The following is a 17,919-nucleotide window of genomic DNA, read 5'->3' as shown; positions in this document are numbered from 1 at the left end:
CGTATGTGTCAAATGTGGGAGGGGAAATATTAACCCCATTAACCACATCACGGACTCAATCAAGGAGGTATGTTTCGTGGCTAAAAAAGTAGTTAAGTTAGTTAAATTACAAATTCCTGCAGGGAAAGCAACTCCAGCTCCACCGGTAGGTCCAGCTTTAGGGCAAGCACAAATCAACATTATGGGATTCTGTAAAGAATTCAACGCTCGTACTGCTGATCAAAACGGATTAATCACTCCCGTTGTTATTTCTGTATATGAAGATCGTTCATTTACATTTATCACAAAAACTCCACCTGCTGCTGTTTTACTTAAAAAAGCTGCTGGTGTTGAATCTGGTTCTGGTGAACCAAACACTAAAAAAGTTGCAAAAGTAACTCGCGACCAAGTTAGAGAAATTGCAGAAACAAAAATGGCTGATTTAAATGCATCAGATGTTGATTCTGCTATGTTAATGATCGAAGGTACTGCAAGAAGCATGGGATTCACTGTAGAAGGTTAATTCTGTATTCCGCTTCTCAGTATCCCTTATGCTTAATTGCATAAGGAATAAGTGGGAGGTAAAACCGTTATAACCACAATCAAGGAGGAAAAAATTATGGCTAAAAAAAGTAAACAATATTCAGCAGCAGCTGAAAAAGTTGATGTTTTAAAAGCTTATTCTTTAGAAGAAGCTGTAGCATTAGTTAAAGATGTTGATTATGCTAAATTTGACGCAACTGTAGAAGTTGCTTATAGACTTGGCGTTGACCCTAAGAAAGCTGATCAACAAATTCGTGGAGCAGTTGTTCTTCCAAACGGAACAGGGAAAACTCAAAAAGTATTAGTATTTGCTAAAGGTGAAAAAGCTAAAGAAGCTGAAGCTGCAGGAGCAGATTATGTAGGAGAAGCTGAATTAGTTCAAAAAATCAATGGCGGATGGTTTGATTTCGACGTTGTTGTAGCAACACCAGATATGATGGCTGAAGTTGGTCGTCTTGGACGTGTCTTAGGACCTAAAGGCCTAATGCCTAACCCTAAAACAGGTACTGTTACAATGGATGTTACTAAAGCTATCAATGAAATTAAAGCTGGTAAAGTAACTTACCGTGTTGACAAAGCAGGGAATGTTCATGCTCCAATCGGTAAAGTATCATTTGACAATGCTAAATTAGTTGAAAACTTCAAAACAATCAATGATACAATATTGAGAGTTAAACCTTCAACTGCAAAAGGCGAATACATCAAAAACATTACAGTAACCACTACTTTTGGACCTGGTGTTAAAGTTGATGCAGGAACGTTTAAATAAATAACTAGTAAAAGTCTTGACCTAGACGATTGAAATTGTTAAAATCGTCTAGGTTAAGAAATATTACCGAAGACAGTAGGTGGCTTGATGCCTTAATTCCCTACCGAGGATGAATATGTGAAAACATATAATTATCCCTCTATGTCTAAGGTGACATAGAGTTTTTTGTATTTATTGAGCTTTATCGTTCTTAAGACAAAAAATTCTAGCCAATCGATTAGGAGGTGAAAAATTAATGAGTCAAGCAGCAATCGCAAAAAAACAAGAACTAGTTGATTTAGCATCAACTAAATTTAAAGAAGCAGCTTCAGTAGTTGTAGTAGACTACCGTGGATTAACTGTTGAAGAAGTGACTAATTTACGTAAGCAATTACGTGATGCAGGAATCCAAATGAAAGTTATCAAAAATTCAGTATTAAGCCGTGCAGCAGAAGCAGCAGGTTTACAAGGAATGGACGATGTTTTCAAAGGACCTACAGCAGTTGCGTTTAGTAATGATGACGTTGTAGCACCTGCAAAAATTATCGCTGAATTTGCTAAAACAGCAGCAGCATTAGAAATCAAAGGTGGCGTAATTGAAGGACGTGTTTCTTCAGCTGAAGAAATGAATTCTCTTGCAAGACTACCAGACCGCGAAGGTTTGTTGTCAATGTTGCTATCTGTACTTCAAGCACCAGTTCGCAATACTGCACTTGCTATCAAAGCAGTTGCAGAATCAAAAGAAGAAGTAGCCTAAGAAAGCATTCTTTTTTTGAAGAAAAAGTAAGTTGAAACAAAAAAACTAACCAATAATGGAGGAAACCAACAATGGCATTAAACATTGAACAAATCGTTGCTGACTTGAAAGAATCAACGATTTTAGAATTAAACGACTTAGTAAAAGCAATCGAAGAAGAATTTGGTGTAACAGCAGCAGCTCCTGTAGCAGCAGCTGGAGCAGCAGCAGAAGCAGTTGAACAAACTGAATTTACAGTAGAATTAACTTCTGCTGGAGACGCAAAAATTAAAGTTATCAAAGCTGTACGTGAAGCTACAGGCCTTGGCTTGAAAGAAGCTAAAGGATTAGTTGACGGAGCACCAACAGCAATCAAAGAAAACATTTCTAAAGAAGATGCTGAAGCATTGAAAGAAGCTTTAGAAGCAGCTGGAGCATCTGTAGAAGTTAAATAATTTAACTCTACTAAGCTTTTGAAAAAGACACGCAGTTCGCTGCGTGTCTTTTTTATCTTTATTGAAATTGTTTAAAATAAAAGTGAGTTATAAAAAAATGAACTAAATCAAGGAGGAACTAGTATGTCAGATCATTATTTTACTAATAATCCAAATGCCGTGAGTGAAACAGCTGCTTGGACATATACTTTACGTGGACGTGAATTTAAATTTGTTACTGACGCAGGAGTGTTTTCCAAAAAAACAGTTGATTTTGGTTCTCGTTTATTGATTGAAACGCTTGATTTTTCAGAAATGATCCCGGGAGATATATTAGATGTTGGATGCGGCTATGGTCCGATGGGATTAGCATTAGCGAAAGAAGATTCGGAACGCAAAGTAGAAATGGTCGATATTAATGAACGAGCATTGGGATTAGCTAAGCAGAATGCATCCAATAATCGATTATCAAATGTATTGATCCACACTTCAGATATTTATGAATCGGTTGAAGGTAAAGAGTTTGCGGCAATTGTCAGCAATCCTCCTATTCGTGCTGGAAAAAACGTGGTGCATGGTATTTTAACGGGCGCTTTTGATCTTCTTAAAAATGGCGGAACATTAACAATCGTTATTCAAAAAAAACAAGGTGCACCAAGTGCGAAAGCGAAAATGGAAGAAACTTTCGGCAATGCTCAAGTAATCGTTAAAGATAAAGGATATTGGATCATTCAAAGCTTTAAAGCGAAAAATGCTTGACTTAAGTAGGAGCATGCTGTAAAATTATCTAATGCATATAGTGTGTCTTAAAGAAGGAAATTTGTTCTGAAATATTGTCCAGAGTAGATTTTTAAAGAAGAAAACAAAAGAAAATGGATTTTTTTTAAAAGTTCACGAATCTTTTGGTTTTTTTTTGTCAAAAAATAGGTAAATATTCAGCTTGTTATTCATTTTTAACAAAAGTAACAGGAATGAAATATAACGATTTGCTTAAAATGATCGCACTAAAAACAGTTTGAGGGGTGAATAGGTTGGCAGGCCATTTAATAAATTACGGTAAGCACCGTACACGCAGAAGTTTTTCACGTATCCACGAGGTTTTAGAACTTCCAAATTTAATTGAAATTCAAACTAATTCTTACCAGTGGTTCTTAGATGAAGGATTGCGTGAAATGTTTAAAGATATTTCTCCAATTGATGACTTTGCTGGAAATTTATCATTAGAATTTACTGATTACCAGTTACAAGAACCTAAATACACCGTTGAAGAAGCTCGCTCACATGATGCAAACTATTCAGCTCCAATTTATGTTAAGTTACGTTTAATTAACAAAGAAAGTGGAGAAGTTAAAGAACAAGAAGTATTCTTTGGCGATTTCCCATTAATGACAGAAATGGGTACATTTGTTATCAACGGAGCAGAACGAGTAATCGTTTCTCAACTAGTCCGTTCTCCAGGTGTTTATTTCCATGGTAAATTAGATAAAAATGGTAAAGAAGGATTTGGCTCAACACTTATCCCAAACCGTGGAGCATGGCTTGAATTCGAAACTGATGCAAAAGACCTTTCTTATGTTCGTATTGACCGTACACGTAAAATACCATTAACTGTATTGGTTCGTGCATTAGGATTTGGATCTGATGATCAAATTTTTGAAATCTTTGGAGACAACGAAAGTCTTCGTTTAACAATGGAAAAAGATTTGCACAAGAATGCTAGTGATTCTCGTACAGAAGAAGCCTTGAAAGATGTTTATGAACGTCTTCGTCCAGGTGAACCCAAAACAGCTGACAGCTCAAGAAGCTTGTTGACAGCTCGCTTTTTTGATCCAAAACGTTACGACTTAGCAAATGTTGGTCGTTATAAAGTGAATAAAAAATTAAACTTAGCAACTCGATTGTTCAATCAAACCTTAGCTGAAACTTTAGTTGATCCTGAAACGGGAGAAATTATTGTTGAATCAGGTACGTTCTTAGACCGCGATCAAATTGATAAATTAACACCTTATTTAAATGATGGTTTAAACAGCGTGACTTATTACCCATCAGAAGACAGCGTCGTTCCAGAACCTGTAGAATTACAATCTGTAAAGGTCTTTTCTCAAAGAGACCCAGAACGCGTTATAAATATGCTTGGGAATAAAATAATCGCAGATGAAACTAAAAATGCAACACCAGCTGATATATTAGCTTCTATGAGTTATTTCTTTAACTTACAAGAAGGTATCGGTAACGTAGACGATATTGACCACTTAGGAAACCGTCGTATTCGTTCAGTGGGTGAATTGTTGCAAAATCAATTCCGTATTGGTTTGTCTCGTATGGAGCGTGTGGTTCGTGAACGTATGTCTATTCAAGATATGGCTACAGTAACACCACAACAATTGATCAATATTCGTCCAGTCGTGGCATCCATCAAAGAATTTTTTGGTTCATCTCAATTGTCACAATTCATGGACCAAACAAATCCATTAGGTGAATTGACTCATAAACGACGTCTATCTGCATTAGGACCTGGTGGTTTAACTAGAGACCGTGCTGGATATGAAGTTCGAGATGTGCATTATTCCCATTATGGCCGTATGTGTCCGATCGAAACACCAGAAGGTCCAAATATTGGATTGATCAATAGTCTATCAAGCTACGCTAAAGTAAATAAATTTGGCTTCATTGAAACACCTTATCGTCGGGTCAACCGCGAAACAGGTCTTGTTACGGATCATATCGATTACCTAACTGCTGATGAAGAAGATAACTATGTTGTTGCTCAAGCAAATGCTCCGTTAAATGAAGATGGCACATTTGCAAGTGATATCGTGCTTGCTCGTTATGTGGAAGAAAACTTAGAAGTCCCTATTAGTCGTGTTGACTATATGGATGTTTCTCCTAAACAAGTAGTCGCAGTTGCAACAGCTTGTATTCCTTTCTTGGAAAATGATGATAGTAACCGTGCCCTTATGGGAGCAAATATGCAACGTCAAGCTGTTCCATTGATCCATCCTGAAGGTCCGCTTGTCGGAACCGGCATGGAACACGTAGCTGCTCGAGATTCTGGAGCTGCAATGATTTGTAAAAATGATGGTATTGTTGAATATGTAGACGCAGATCAAATCCGTGTACGTCAAGAAAACGGCGCTTTGAACAAATACGCGTTAACAAAATTCCGTCGTTCAAATTCAGGTACTTGCTACAACCAACGCCCAATCGTAGAAAAAGGCGACCGTGTTGACAAAGGTGAGATCTTAGCAGATGGTTCTTCTATGGAAAATGGGGAAATGGCATTAGGCCAAAACCCATTAGTAGCCTTCATGACATGGGAAGGGTACAACTATGAAGATGCTATTATCATGAGCGAACGTCTAGTCAAAGATGATGTATACACTTCTATTCATATTGAAGAATTTGAATCAGAAGCACGTGATACAAAACTTGGGCCTGAAGAAATCACTCGTGAACTTCCAAATGTTGGAGACGACGCTTTGAAAGATTTAGACGAAATGGGAATTATTCGCATTGGTGCTGAAGTCAAAGATGGCGACTTACTAGTTGGTAAAGTGACTCCTAAAGGGGTAACAGAATTATCCGCTGAAGAACGTCTATTACATGCTATTTTTGGTGAAAAAGCTCGTGAAGTCAGAGATACTTCTCTTCGTGTACCACATGGTGGTGGCGGAACAGTTCATGATGTTAAGATCTTTACACGCGAAGCTGGAGATGAATTATCACCAGGTGTAAATATGTTAGCACGTGTGTATATTGTTCAAAAACGTAAAATCAACGAAGGGGATAAAATGGCCGGACGTCATGGTAACAAAGGGGTTGTCTCTTTGATCATGCCAGAAGAAGATATGCCATTTATGCCTGACGGAACGCCAGTTGACGTTATGTTGAACCCATTAGGGGTACCATCACGTATGAATATTGGACAAGTATTAGAATTGCATATTGGGATGGCTGCTCGTCAATTAGGCATCCATATTGCAACACCGGTATTTGATGGAGCGTCAGATGAAGATGTATGGGATACTGTTAAAGAAGCTGGAATGGCTGCTGATGCTAAGACCGTATTATACGATGGACGCACAGGAGAACCTTTCGACAACCGCATTTCTGTTGGTGTCATGTACATGATCAAATTGGCCCACATGGTTGATGATAAGTTACATGCTCGTTCAACCGGACCTTACTCATTAGTTACACAACAACCATTGGGTGGTAAAGCTCAATTCGGTGGACAACGTTTTGGAGAAATGGAAGTTTGGGCTCTTGAAGCATATGGGGCAGCTTATACGTTACAAGAAATCTTAACTTACAAATCCGATGATGTTGTTGGTCGTGTGAAAACTTATGAAGCAATTGTTAAAGGCGAAAAAATTCCAAAACCAGGTGTTCCAGAATCATTCCGCGTATTAGTAAAAGAATTGCAATCATTAGGTTTAGACATGAAAGTGTTAAACGAAAATGATGAATTGATTGAATTACGCGATATGGATGACGATGATGACATTGTGAATCCAGATGCATTAAACAAATACGCTGAAGAGCAAGAAAAAATTCGCGCTGAAGCAGCTGAACAAGAAAGATCAAAAGAAGACTAATATAGGCAGAACTCGAATGGCTCTTAAGTTGAAACATACTTAAGCAGTTTTTCGAGGATTCCTTTAAAGGTGTTACAGCTATGAAAAAATGTTGCTGTTTCTTAAAAGTAAAAGTAAAAGATTCCATGTGATAGACGAATTTGAACGAAAGATAGACACCACTATCTATAAATAAAAAAATAGAGCAGGTAGGGCAGCTCAACAAAATAAAGGGAGGTTAGCCCCTTGATAGACGTTAATAATTTTGAAAGCATGCAAATTGGTTTGGCTTCTCCAGATAAAATCCGTAGTTGGTCATATGGTGAAGTGAAAAAACCAGAAACCATTAACTACCGTACTTTAAAACCTGAACGTGATGGTTTGTTCTGTGAACGTATTTTTGGACCTTCTAAAGACTGGGAATGTGCTTGTGGAAAATACAAACGTATCCGTTATAAAGGAATTGTTTGTGACCGTTGTGGAGTAGAAGTTACACGCTCAAAAGTTCGTCGTGAACGTATGGGTCATATTGAATTAGCAGCACCTGTTTCTCATATTTGGTACTTTAAAGGTATTCCAAGTCGTATGGGTCTTGTATTAGATATGAGTCCACGTGCTCTTGAAGAAATCATTTACTTTGCTTCTTATGTGGTCATCGAACCAGGTAGTACTTCACTAGAAAAGAAACAATTATTAACTGAAAGAGAATACCGTGAAAAACGCCAACAATACGGCAATGATTTCCAAGCTGAAATGGGAGCAGAAGCGGTCAAACAACTCTTAAATGATGTTAAATTGGATCAAGAAGTTGAAGAATTAAAAGAAATTTTAAAAACAACTACAGGTCAAAAGCGGACACGTGCTATTCGTCGTTTAGACATCTTAGAAGCATTCCGTAATTCTGGAAACCACCCATCATGGATGGTAATGGATGTTATTCCGATCATCCCGCCAGAAATTCGTCCAATGGTTCAATTAGAAGGTGGACGTTTTGCTACAAGTGATTTAAATGATTTGTACCGTCGTGTTATCAACCGTAACAATCGTTTGAAACGTTTATTAGATTTAAATGCACCTAATATTATCGTGCAAAATGAAAAACGTATGTTGCAAGAAGCTGTTGATGCTTTGATCGATAATGGTCGTCGTGGTCGTCCAGTTACTGGACCAGGTAACCGCCCATTAAAATCATTGTCACATATGCTTAAAGGGAAACAAGGACGTTTCCGTCAAAACTTGTTAGGTAAACGTGTCGATTACTCAGGACGTTCCGTTATCGTTGTTGGACCTTTCTTGAAAATGTACCAATGCGGCTTACCGAAAGAAATGGCTATCGAATTGTTCAAACCTTTTGTAATGAAAGAATTAGTTTCACGCGATATTGCAAGCAATATTAAAAATGCTAAACGTAAAATCGATCGTCAAGATGATGCTATCTGGCCAGTTTTAGAAGAAGTTATCCGTGAACATCCAGTTCTATTGAACCGGGCACCAACGTTACACAGACTAGGGATCCAAGCGTTTGAACCTATTCTTGTTGAAGGTAAAGCTATCCGTCTTCACCCATTAGTATGTGAAGCGTACAATGCCGATTTCGATGGTGACCAAATGGCTGTCCATGTACCATTAAGTGATGAAGCACAAGCTGAAGCTCGTATGTTGATGTTAGCTGCTCAAAACATTTTAAATCCAAAAGATGGTAAACCAGTTGTAACACCTTCTCAAGATATGGTCTTAGGGAACTATTACCTAACTATGGAAGAAAAAGGGCGCGAAGGCGAAGGAATGCAATTTAGTAGTTTGAATGAAGCGATGCTTGCTTACCAAAGCGGTTACGTTCATTTACACTCTAGAATCGCAATCAAACCAACTGACATTCCAGATAAACCATTCACTGAATGGCAAAAAGATAAAGTAATGATCACGACGGTTGGTAAATTGATTTTTAACGATATTATGCCAGCTGAATTTCCTTATATGAATGAACCAACACAAAGCAACTTGGAAGTGCAAACTCCAGACAGCTATTTTGTTGAGGGTGGTATAAACATTCTTGAACACATTCAAGCTCAAGAATTGATCAAACCATTCAAGAAGAAAAATCTTGGAAACATCATTGCTGAAGTATTTAAACGATTCAAAATTACTGAAACGTCTAAAATGCTAGACAGAATGAAAGATCTAGGATACAAATATTCTACAAAAGCTGGTATTACAGTTGGGATTGCCGATATCGTAGTATTAGAAGAAAAACAAGAAATTCTAGATAATGCTCATGAACAAGTTGAAAAAGTAACGAAACAATTCCGTCGTGGTTTGATTACGGATGAAGAACGTTATGAACGTGTTATTGATATCTGGAACAAAACAAAAGATAACATTCAAGTCCGCTTAATGGAAAGTTTGAATGACCTTAATCCGATCTTTATGATGAGTGACTCTGGTGCCCGTGGTAATATTTCCAACTTTACTCAGCTTGCTGGTATGCGTGGATTGATGGCTGCACCGAATGGTCAAATCATGGAATTGCCGGTTACGTCTAATTTCCGTGAAGGTTTGTCTGTTTTAGAAATGTTTATCTCTACCCATGGAGCTCGTAAAGGGATGACCGATACAGCTTTGAAAACAGCTGACTCAGGTTACTTGACTCGTCGTTTAGTTGACGTTGCACAAGATGTTATCATTCGTGAAACAGACTGTGGTTCTGACCGTGGATTAGTTATCCGTGCAATCAAAGAAGGAAATGAAGTTATTGAACCTCTTGAGGAGCGCCTATTAGGACGGTACACTCGTAAAACAGTCTTTAACCCTGAAGATGGAACAGTTATTATTGGTGAAAACCAAATCATTACTGAAGACATTGCCAGAGAAATAATAGCTGTTGGGATCGAAGAAATTACGATTCGTTCCGTATTTACATGTAATACTAAACATGGTGTATGTAAACATTGTTATGGCCGTAACTTAGCAACCGGTTCTGAAGTTGAAGTTGGAGAAGCAGTTGGAACAATTGCCGCTCAATCAATTGGAGAACCTGGTACCCAATTAACAATGCGTACGTTCCATACAGGTGGAGTGGCCGGAGCCGATATTACTCAAGGGCTTCCTCGTATCCAAGAAATTTTTGAAGCTCGTCACCCTAAAGGTCAAGCTGTAATAACTGAAGTTACTGGGACGATCGTATCGATCGATGAAAATCCAGCAGCTCGAACTAAAGAAGTTACGATCAAGGGAGAAACAGATACTCGTTCTTACCAAGTACCATTTTCTGCACGTATGAATGTTGAAGAAGGAGATATTATTCACCGTGGTGAAGCATTAGACCAAGGTTCAATTGACCCTAAAGAATTATTACGTGTTCGTGATGTGCTTGCTGTTGAGAACTACTTGCTACGCGAAGTACAAAAAGTATACCGTATGCAAGGAGTAGAAATCGGCGACAAACATATCGAAGTTATGGTTCGTCAAATGTTGCGTAAAGTACGCGTAATGGATCCAGGTGAAACAGATATTTTACCAGGTACATTAATTGATATCCATGACTACACAGATAAAAACATTGCTACATTGGTAGCTGGCGGAATCCCTGCAACAGCTCGTCCTGTATTGCTTGGAATTACAAAAGCTTCCCTTGAAACAAATAGTTTCTTATCTGCTGCGTCATTCCAAGAAACAACACGTGTCTTAACCGATGCTGCTATTCGTGGAAAACGTGATCCGTTATTAGGATTGAAAGAAAATGTTATCATTGGTAAAGTTATTCCAGCTGGTACCGGAATGGCTAAATACCGTAAAATGAAACCTAAAGGCGTTGGCGTTGTGAGCGAAAATGTTTACAGCATCAACGACCAAATCGAACCTAAATAACAACAAAAGAGGCTGAAACATAATCAGCTGAGAATAAAAAAGAAGGGTCTGCTCATCAGGAAACTGATGGACAGACCCTTCTTTTTTTGTTGTTGTGGCAAGGTATCTGAAAATTTAATAGAATTATTTTTGTTTAATAGTCATTTAAATAATTAAGGTGTTCAAGTAAATATGTATACTTTTCTACATTTTGTCGAATTAATCATTACAGTTAAATAACTGTAGTATAATCAGGATGAATATAAGGTTTTATTTATAAAGAGTAAATAAAAGAACGGAAGGGAGAGAATCAATATGTTATCGTTTTATAATGGTTTTTTTTCTGAATCTATGCGTTTTGATTGCAGCATTATTTGTGTATAAAGAACTCGTGAAAAAGAGTTCTTTCGAAATACAAACTGTAAGTACAGCAATTATAAGTGGTTTATTAGGTGGCCTTTTAGCTGCTGTTTTGATGCGTTTTAATATTGAAACCAGCACGAATTCCATAATCGATCTTCGAATTATCCCCTTCATGTTAGTCATTCTTTATGGAAATTGGTTATCAACTTTTATCACGGCTACTTTAATTATTCTTATTCGGTTTATGATGGGTGTAAGCACTTATTCATTTTATAATATTATTTTTATCCTTGCTTCCTGGGTAATTTTCTGTTTTTGCTTTAAAAAAATTAAAAATCGGTGGGTCTCCATTATAGTTATGCTTACTTTGAGTAATATTGTTTATACGGTATTGACCGTTATTCTTTCAGCAGGTGAGAGTCTTAATATACTTTTAATATCAACCTACTGGATCATTTGTATCTTAGGAGGACTCATCGCTGTTTATATGATGGATTACTTGAATGAGACAGAGCTTATATTTAAAAGAAACAATAAGTATGCCTTTACCGATCCATTGACAGGCTTAAATAATGTTCGTAGTTTTGACTTAGCGTTTAACAAAGCAAAAAGTAAACTTGAAAAATCGAATGAGAGTATTTCTATCATGATCTTAGATATTGAACATTTTAAACAAGTGAATGATACTTATGGCCACTTAGAAGGCGATCTAGTATTGAAAAAATTAGCAGCAATTTTAAAAATGAGTCAAGATCCTAAGGATATTATTTCTAGAAATGGTGGAGAAGAATTTTCGGTGTTGCTCAACGATTGTAACCATAAAGAAGCATATGAAAAAGCAGATTCCTTAAGAAAAGTAGTAGAAAATTCTTTTTTTGCTGTAAAGAATGGAACCATAACGATTCATGTTACAATTTCTATAGGTATTACAACTTATAATGATACAACAATAGAAATCGACCAACTTTATAACCATGCTGACCAAGCTCTGTATGCAGCAAAAAAAGTGGTAGAAATAAAGTTTGTTCTTATTCACAAGTTATTGATTCAGTTTCTAATTAAAAGAAGAATCCTATAAATAGGATTCTTCTTTTTTGTTATATACATAGATTGTTTGGAAAAAGTATTGGTGTTCTGAAAGAAATTTCTTCTGGAATAACGGATTTGCTTGTGAAGAGCCATGGAAACGCCTGAAGCCTAAAAGAAAAGTTGTCATGGTTGTTGCTGCTTTAGCAGCTTACAAACATGATACACTTGGGCGTTATTTGCCCACAGTGCTTCATTTTAGGCTACAAGCAACTCCTATCCCGTCAGAAATTTTAAGTGAGTGGTTAGATTAATCTATTGATACTAAAAATTATAGACCCTATATATCTGAATCATAAATATTTGATCTATTTTATGATTTTACATTAGTTATTGCTGGTTCTTCTTTATAGGTATGATAAACATGTAATAGATGAGTACGTTTATTTACATGAACTTTTTGATAAATATTATGCATGTGAGTTTTTACTGTTCCGATAGAGATAAATAAAATAGCACTGATTTCATCATTGCTTTTATCAGATAAAATTTCACGAAAAATATCCTGTTCTCTTGTAGTTAGATGGTAAGTTTGACAAAAAGAGTCAAAAGTATCGTAGCCTTGTTCAAATTCTTCTTCATCAAGAACAGTTACAAGATTATTATGAATATTTGAGATAGCGGATGTACAGGAATTTTCAGATAGCACAGTATCTTCACTAAGAATTGGAGAAGTTAGTTTTATTTCTAAGTCAAGTGAACTATTATTTAGATATTTAATGGTATGTTTTATAGCAGCAACACTATATATAATGCTTAGAATATCCTCTCCAATATTTCGGTTGTTTATTTTTAATAACAAGGTGGAATAGATATCAAAATTAAAAATAACAATTGTATCCTCAATCAAAATGAACAAAGAGAACCATAAAGAAATTCTAAGGAGCTTTGTATAACGACTGAAAAAAGAATCCTTATATAAATTAGGTTGTTTTTTAAGATGATACAATCCTGCACTTGCAAGATAAGCTAGATAAAGTTGAGCAGGTAAATAATAAAGCCAAACTTTCAACGCACTATCATTCATCATCGGTATAAATAATAAATATATAGTATAAATAATTAGAATGATGTAGTCTATGTAATTTGTTTTCAGCTGTAAAATATAGTAATTAATTAGATAGTATGAGAAAGCAGTACCTAAGACAATAATAGTTTTAAATGCAGGAACGTCCATAAATTGTAGGTTGTAAGAATTACCAAAACCACTCAAAAACTCAGTCATATAAATAATAGTATTATCAAATATAAAGAGTAAAAACATAATAATAATATACAAATAGACAGGTTTTTTAGTTTTGATATAAATAGCAGAAATAGAGGTCAAAGAAACAGAATACAAAATAATTAACAGAATATTGTACAAAAAAATGAGTTCTTTCATGATAAAACTCCTCTGTTTATAGGATAACTGTACTGAAATTTATTTTAAGTATACAAGTAATCTTTAACATTTTCAATGATTCGGGGGGAACTTACCTTAGTATTAAAAGGAAGAAAAAAAGAAAAATTTAAGTGAGTTTAGAAAAGTTTAGTCTAGTTTCTCTTGTGTTAACAAGAAAAACTCATAACTTGCTAGTTCAGTAAAAGACTATTAGTTTAGTTGATAATCTACCTTTAGATAGATTATCAACTTTGAACGCGCGTGTTAAATTAAGGACGTCGAATTGAAAGGGTTTTCAATGGACTAATATTATTATACAGGAGGAGAAAAAGATGACATATATAAAAGATTTTATTACAACAGAAGATTATACAAAAGAAGAGTTGATGGATATCATTCATTTATCTCTTAAAATTAAACAAGCGATCAAAGCAGGATATTATCCGCAATTATTAAAAAATAAAACATTGGGTATGATTTTTCAGCAATCATCTACCCGGACAAGAGTCTCTTTTGAAACAGCTATGGAACAACTTGGTGGACATGCACAATACCTAGCACCTGGCCAAATTCAATTAGGTGGACATGAAACAATTGAGGATACTAGTGTAGTTCTTTCTAAATTAGTCGATATTTTAATGGCACGGGTAGACCGACACCAAAGTGTTTATGATTTAGCAAATAATGCAACGATTCCTGTAATCAATGGAATGTCTGATTATAATCATCCTACTCAAGAAATGGGGGACATCTGTACAATGGTTGAGTTTCTACCAGCAGGAAAGAAAATAGAAGACTGCAAGGTTGTATTTGTTGGAGACGCTACTCAAGTATGTACATCTTTGATGATGATCACGACTAAATTAGGCATGAATTTTATTCAATATGGCCCGAAAAAATTCCAATTGAATGAACAGCTCCAACAATTGGCAAATGAAAATTGCAAATTATCCGGTGGAACATTTAAGTTAACGGAAGACGAAGATGAAGCAATGAAAGATGCAGATTTCGTTTATACTGATGTTTGGTATGGTTTATATGATGCTGAGCTTTCAGAAGAAGAACGAATGACTATTTTTTATCCTAAATACCAAGTTAAGGATGAAATGATGAAAAAAGCAGCTTCTCATGCAAAATTTATGCATTGTTTGCCAGCTTCAAGAGGAGAAGAGGTAACAGATGAGGTTTTAGATTCTGACTATTCAATTGCTTTTGAAGAAGCTGGGAACCGTTTAACTGCTATGAGGGGACTTTTAGTTTACTTGATGGGGAAATTTGGAAAGCAACAGAATTTTGACGCAGCAAAAAAAGTAGAAACAAAAGAAGAATTAGATGAACTGCTTAAAGATCTTGATTTAGACTTTTTGTATCAAAGATAAAACTAGTAAGATTCGCTGGGGCTCACTCATGGCTATCTTTAATCTACAGTAGGCATGAGTAGTTCTTATAATGAAAAAGAGGGGTGTTTCTTTTGACTAAACCTGAAGGTAAGAAAAAATTTAGAATGATAGATGCCGTTTTGTCTGTAATTTGTGTGGTATTTGTTGCAGAAGCTGCAGCTCCAGTTGCGGCTATTGGAAATTCTCAATATTTTTGGTGGATATTCTTAATGATTGGTTTTTTGGTACCGTATGGGTTGATTGCTTCTGAATTAGGAACAACATATAACGGAGAAGGTGGTTTGTATGATTGGGTAAGGAAGGCATTTGGTGCGAGAATGGGGGCTCGGGTATCTTGGTATTATTGGATTAATTTCCCATTATGGATGGCCTCTTTAGCTGTTATTTTCCCAGAAATGATTTCCCTAATCAGTGGATGGGAAGTTAGTACAATTGTAGGTATTATAATTGAATTAATATTTATTTGGATCGTTACATTGATCGCTTTTTTTCCAGTCAGTGATAGCGTCTGGATTTTGAATAGTGCAGCAGTGATTAAAGTATTTCTGGCTTTAATAGTTGGGGTACTTGGTATTTACGGAGCAATAACGCATGGAGTCGCCAATGAATATACAGTACAATCTTTATTGCCATCGTTTGATGTCAAAAGCTTATCTTTTGTTTCGGTTATTCTCTTTAATTTTTTGGGGTTCGAGGTTATTACTACTATGGCTGACGATATGGAAAATCCTAAAAAACAAATACCGCAAGCTATTATTATAGGTGGATTAGTAATAGCAGCAATTTATATATTCTCAGCATTTGGTATTGGTGTAGCCATTCCAACAGCAGAAATTAGCACTAGTAGTGGATTGATTGAAAGTCTTCAACTCCTAACGGGTAACCCAACAGGAATTTTCATTTCGGTTATGACTATTTTATTTTTGCTAACACTTTTTGGAAATATGATTTCTTGGTCTATGGGTGTGAACAGTGTAGCAGCATACGCAGCAGATAACGGAGATATGCCCAGTGTATTTAAGAAAAGAAGAAAAAATGGTATACCCTTTGGAGCGCCTATGATGAACGGGCTTGTTGCTTCGTTTGTTGTTATTATCGCACCTTTTATTCCTAATGAAGACCTGTTTTGGAGTTTCTTTGCACTTAATTTAGTAATGTTCTTATTAGCATACGTACCAGTATTTCCAGCATTTCTGAAATTACGTAAGATAGATCCAAAAATGGAGAGACCGTTTAAAGTGGCTGGCAATAAAGTGTTTTTAAGGCTGCTAGCCTATGTTCCAATGTCGTTAATAATTATTGCGCTTGTTTTTATAGCTGTTCCAATGGATAGCAGTTCAAGTACTCTAAAAGCAACTTTGCCAATTACGATAGGAGCTGTTGTTTTCATATTAATTGGCGAACTCATTATCAAAGTGAAGAGAATTGGTTACTTAAGTATAGAGGAAGAAGGGATTAATTATGAAAAAATTAAAGACTAGTCCAAAAGCAGATGGGTATAGAATGCCAGGGGAATTCGAGAAGCATGATGGGTGTTGGATGATTTGGCCTGAAAGACCAGATAATTGGAGACTAGGTGGAAAACCGGCTCAAAAAGTTTTTACGAAAGTAGCTATTGCAATTAGTGAGTTCGAACCGGTAACTATGTGTGTAAGCAATGAACAATATGAGAATGCTAGAAATATGTTACCTGCACAAATTCGTGTTATTGAAATGTCGAATAATGATTCTTGGATGCGTGATGTGGGAGCAACTTTTGTAATAAATGGAAAAGACGTTCGAGGCATTGACTGGACTTTCAATTCTTGGGGCGGTTTAGTAGATGGACTTTACTTCCCATGGGATAAAGATGATCAGATAGCAGGAAAAATGTGTGATATAGAAAGATTAGATTGTTACCGACTAGATGACTTTATTTTAGAAGGTGGATCCATCCATGTGGATGGGGAAGGAACATTGATCGTCACTGAAGAATGCTTATTGAGTGAAGGCCGCAATTCCACACTATCAAAAGAGGAAATCGAAGAAAAGTTGAAAGAAAATTTAAATGTAGAGAAGATTATTTGGATTCCCCATGGTATCTATAATGATGAAACAAATGGTCATGTAGACAATATCCTTCATTATGTGGCCCCAGGAAAAGTGGTTTTAGCTTGGACAGAGGATCAAAAAGATCCTCAGTATAAGATTTGTCAAGAAGCCTATTCAATTTTAAGTCAAGCAGTGGATGCTAAAAAAAGAAAGTTAGAAATTATTAAATTAGATTTGCCAGCTAACGTCTTGATCACGAAAGAAGAAAGTGAAGGAGTAGATGCTGTTAATGGTACGCTCCCACGTGAAGAAGGAGATCGTTTAGCAGCTTCGTATGCTAATTTTTATATTGCTAATGGCGGTGTTCTCATTCCGCAATTTAACGATCCAAAAGATAAGAAGGCTATTGAAACACTTCAAAATGTATTCCCATACCATAAAGTAATCGGGATTTTTGCAAGAGAAATTCTTTTAGGAGGAGGCAATATTCACTGCATCACTCAACAACAACCTAGTGCAAGTAAAAAGTGAATCATTAATAAAAAAAGCCTTATCAAATTCAACGTAGATAAAAATCTATTTTTAATGGTTTATACTTGTTACTAATATTCAATTAAAGATTCACTTTACACCAAAAAAGCTACTTTTAGAAATACATTTATAATCAATAGTTGGATAGGCAGTGAGGCTTGGATTTATGTCCTAGTCTCTCTTTTTTTTTTTTGCTTTTTTAAAACAAAAGAGAAAGGGCAAAGAGTATAGGAATTATATAGGATATGGTAAGGTAATAAC

Annotated in this window: 12 protein-coding genes and 1 other annotated feature; of the genes, 11 read left to right on the top strand and 1 reads right to left on the bottom strand. The window is 35.9% G+C overall.

Annotation, left to right across the window (positions count from 1 at the left end):
• Window positions 1-76 precede the first annotated feature (76 nt).
• The 8 genes from rplK to J7E16_RS11590 all read left to right on the top strand — a co-directional run bounded on the left by rplK (window position 77) and on the right by J7E16_RS11590 (window position 12,304).
• The gene (rplK, locus tag J7E16_RS08590) at window positions 77-502 is read left to right on the top strand and encodes a 50S ribosomal protein L11 (protein ID WP_035050863.1); all 426 of its coding nucleotides are present in this window, start codon (window positions 77-79) and stop codon (window positions 500-502) included.
• Between the two features lie 96 nt (window positions 503-598).
• Window positions 599-1,291 carry a 50S ribosomal protein L1 gene (gene rplA, locus J7E16_RS08585; protein ID WP_034546969.1) on the top strand — a complete coding sequence of 231 codons (693 nt, stop codon included), beginning with the start codon at window positions 599-601 and terminating at the stop codon, window positions 1,289-1,291.
• A gap of 48 nt (window positions 1,292-1,339) precedes the next feature.
• Window positions 1,340-1,468: a sequence feature (ribosomal protein L10 leader region), on the top strand.
• A 58-nt stretch (window positions 1,469-1,526) separates the two neighbouring features.
• Window positions 1,527-2,027 carry a 50S ribosomal protein L10 gene (gene rplJ, locus J7E16_RS08580; RefSeq protein WP_214890856.1) on the top strand — a complete coding sequence of 167 codons (501 nt, stop codon included), beginning with the start codon at window positions 1,527-1,529 and terminating at the stop codon, window positions 2,025-2,027.
• 71 nt (window positions 2,028-2,098) lie between these two features.
• On the top strand, window positions 2,099-2,461 hold the full coding sequence (gene rplL, locus J7E16_RS08575; RefSeq protein ID WP_034546966.1) for a 50S ribosomal protein L7/L12: 363 nt from the start codon (window positions 2,099-2,101) through the stop codon (window positions 2,459-2,461).
• A gap of 123 nt (window positions 2,462-2,584) precedes the next feature.
• Window positions 2,585-3,199 (top strand): class I SAM-dependent methyltransferase, encoded by a 615-nt coding sequence (locus J7E16_RS08570; protein ID WP_214890854.1) that lies wholly within the window; start codon window positions 2,585-2,587, stop codon window positions 3,197-3,199.
• A gap of 272 nt (window positions 3,200-3,471) precedes the next feature.
• Window positions 3,472-7,038, top strand: a complete 3,567-nt coding sequence (gene rpoB / locus J7E16_RS08565) for a DNA-directed RNA polymerase subunit beta (RefSeq protein ID WP_214890852.1) — start codon at window positions 3,472-3,474, stop codon at window positions 7,036-7,038.
• Window positions 7,039-7,263: 225 nt separating this feature from the next.
• Entirely contained in the window at window positions 7,264-10,884 is a 3,621-nt protein-coding gene (gene rpoC, locus J7E16_RS08560; RefSeq protein WP_214890850.1) for a DNA-directed RNA polymerase subunit beta', read from the top strand.
• A gap of 355 nt (window positions 10,885-11,239) precedes the next feature.
• Window positions 11,240-12,304, top strand: coding sequence for a diguanylate cyclase (locus J7E16_RS11590; protein ID WP_214890848.1), 1,065 nt, complete (start codon window positions 11,240-11,242; stop codon window positions 12,302-12,304).
• 321 nt (window positions 12,305-12,625) lie between these two features.
• Here the strand turns inward: J7E16_RS11590 and J7E16_RS08550 are convergent, their stop codons facing one another.
• Window positions 12,626-13,696 (bottom strand): helix-turn-helix domain-containing protein, encoded by a 1,071-nt coding sequence (locus J7E16_RS08550; RefSeq protein WP_251006130.1) that lies wholly within the window; start codon window positions 13,694-13,696, stop codon window positions 12,626-12,628.
• A gap of 332 nt (window positions 13,697-14,028) precedes the next feature.
• Between J7E16_RS08550 and ptcA the strand changes: the two genes are divergently transcribed.
• The 3 genes from ptcA to aguA all read left to right on the top strand — a co-directional run bounded on the left by ptcA (window position 14,029) and on the right by aguA (window position 17,658).
• Window positions 14,029-15,075 (top strand): putrescine carbamoyltransferase, encoded by a 1,047-nt coding sequence (gene ptcA / locus J7E16_RS08545; protein ID WP_214890846.1) that lies wholly within the window; start codon window positions 14,029-14,031, stop codon window positions 15,073-15,075.
• A 125-nt stretch (window positions 15,076-15,200) separates the two neighbouring features.
• Entirely contained in the window at window positions 15,201-16,577 is a 1,377-nt protein-coding gene (locus tag J7E16_RS08540) for an APC family permease (RefSeq protein ID WP_034549004.1), read from the top strand.
• Window positions 16,558-17,658, top strand: coding sequence for an agmatine deiminase (aguA, locus tag J7E16_RS08535; protein ID WP_214890845.1), 1,101 nt, complete (start codon window positions 16,558-16,560; stop codon window positions 17,656-17,658). Before J7E16_RS08540 ends, aguA begins: the two co-directional genes overlap by 20 nt.
• The last annotated feature ends 261 nt before the right edge of the window (window positions 17,659-17,919 follow it).

Source organism: Carnobacterium sp. ISL-102, from assembly GCF_018612935.1.
Classification (GTDB): Bacteria; Bacillota; Bacilli; order Lactobacillales; family Carnobacteriaceae; genus Carnobacterium_B; species Carnobacterium_B alterfunditum.
This window is presented reverse-complemented; position numbering and strand designations above follow the sequence as displayed.

What these genes read in the sequence shown, in the direction of transcription:
- rplA (WP_034546969.1), top strand. Translation starts at nt 599, where the DNA reads ATGGCTAAAAAAAGTAAACAATATTCAGCAGCAGCTGAAAAAGTTGAT.
- rplJ (WP_214890856.1), top strand. Translation starts at nt 1,527, where the DNA reads ATGAGTCAAGCAGCAATCGCAAAAAAACAAGAACTAGTTGATTTAGCA.
- rplL (WP_034546966.1), top strand. Translation starts at nt 2,099, where the DNA reads ATGGCATTAAACATTGAACAAATCGTTGCTGACTTGAAAGAATCAACG.
- J7E16_RS08570 (WP_214890854.1), top strand. Translation starts at nt 2,585, where the DNA reads ATGTCAGATCATTATTTTACTAATAATCCAAATGCCGTGAGTGAAACA.
- J7E16_RS08550 (WP_251006130.1), bottom strand. Translation starts at nt 13,696, where the DNA reads ATGAAAGAACTCATTTTTTTGTACAATATTCTGTTAATTATTTTGTAT.
- ptcA (WP_214890846.1), top strand. Translation starts at nt 14,029, where the DNA reads ATGACATATATAAAAGATTTTATTACAACAGAAGATTATACAAAAGAA.
- J7E16_RS08540 (WP_034549004.1), top strand. Translation starts at nt 15,201, where the DNA reads ATGATAGATGCCGTTTTGTCTGTAATTTGTGTGGTATTTGTTGCAGAA.
- aguA (WP_214890845.1), top strand. Translation starts at nt 16,558, where the DNA reads ATGAAAAAATTAAAGACTAGTCCAAAAGCAGATGGGTATAGAATGCCA.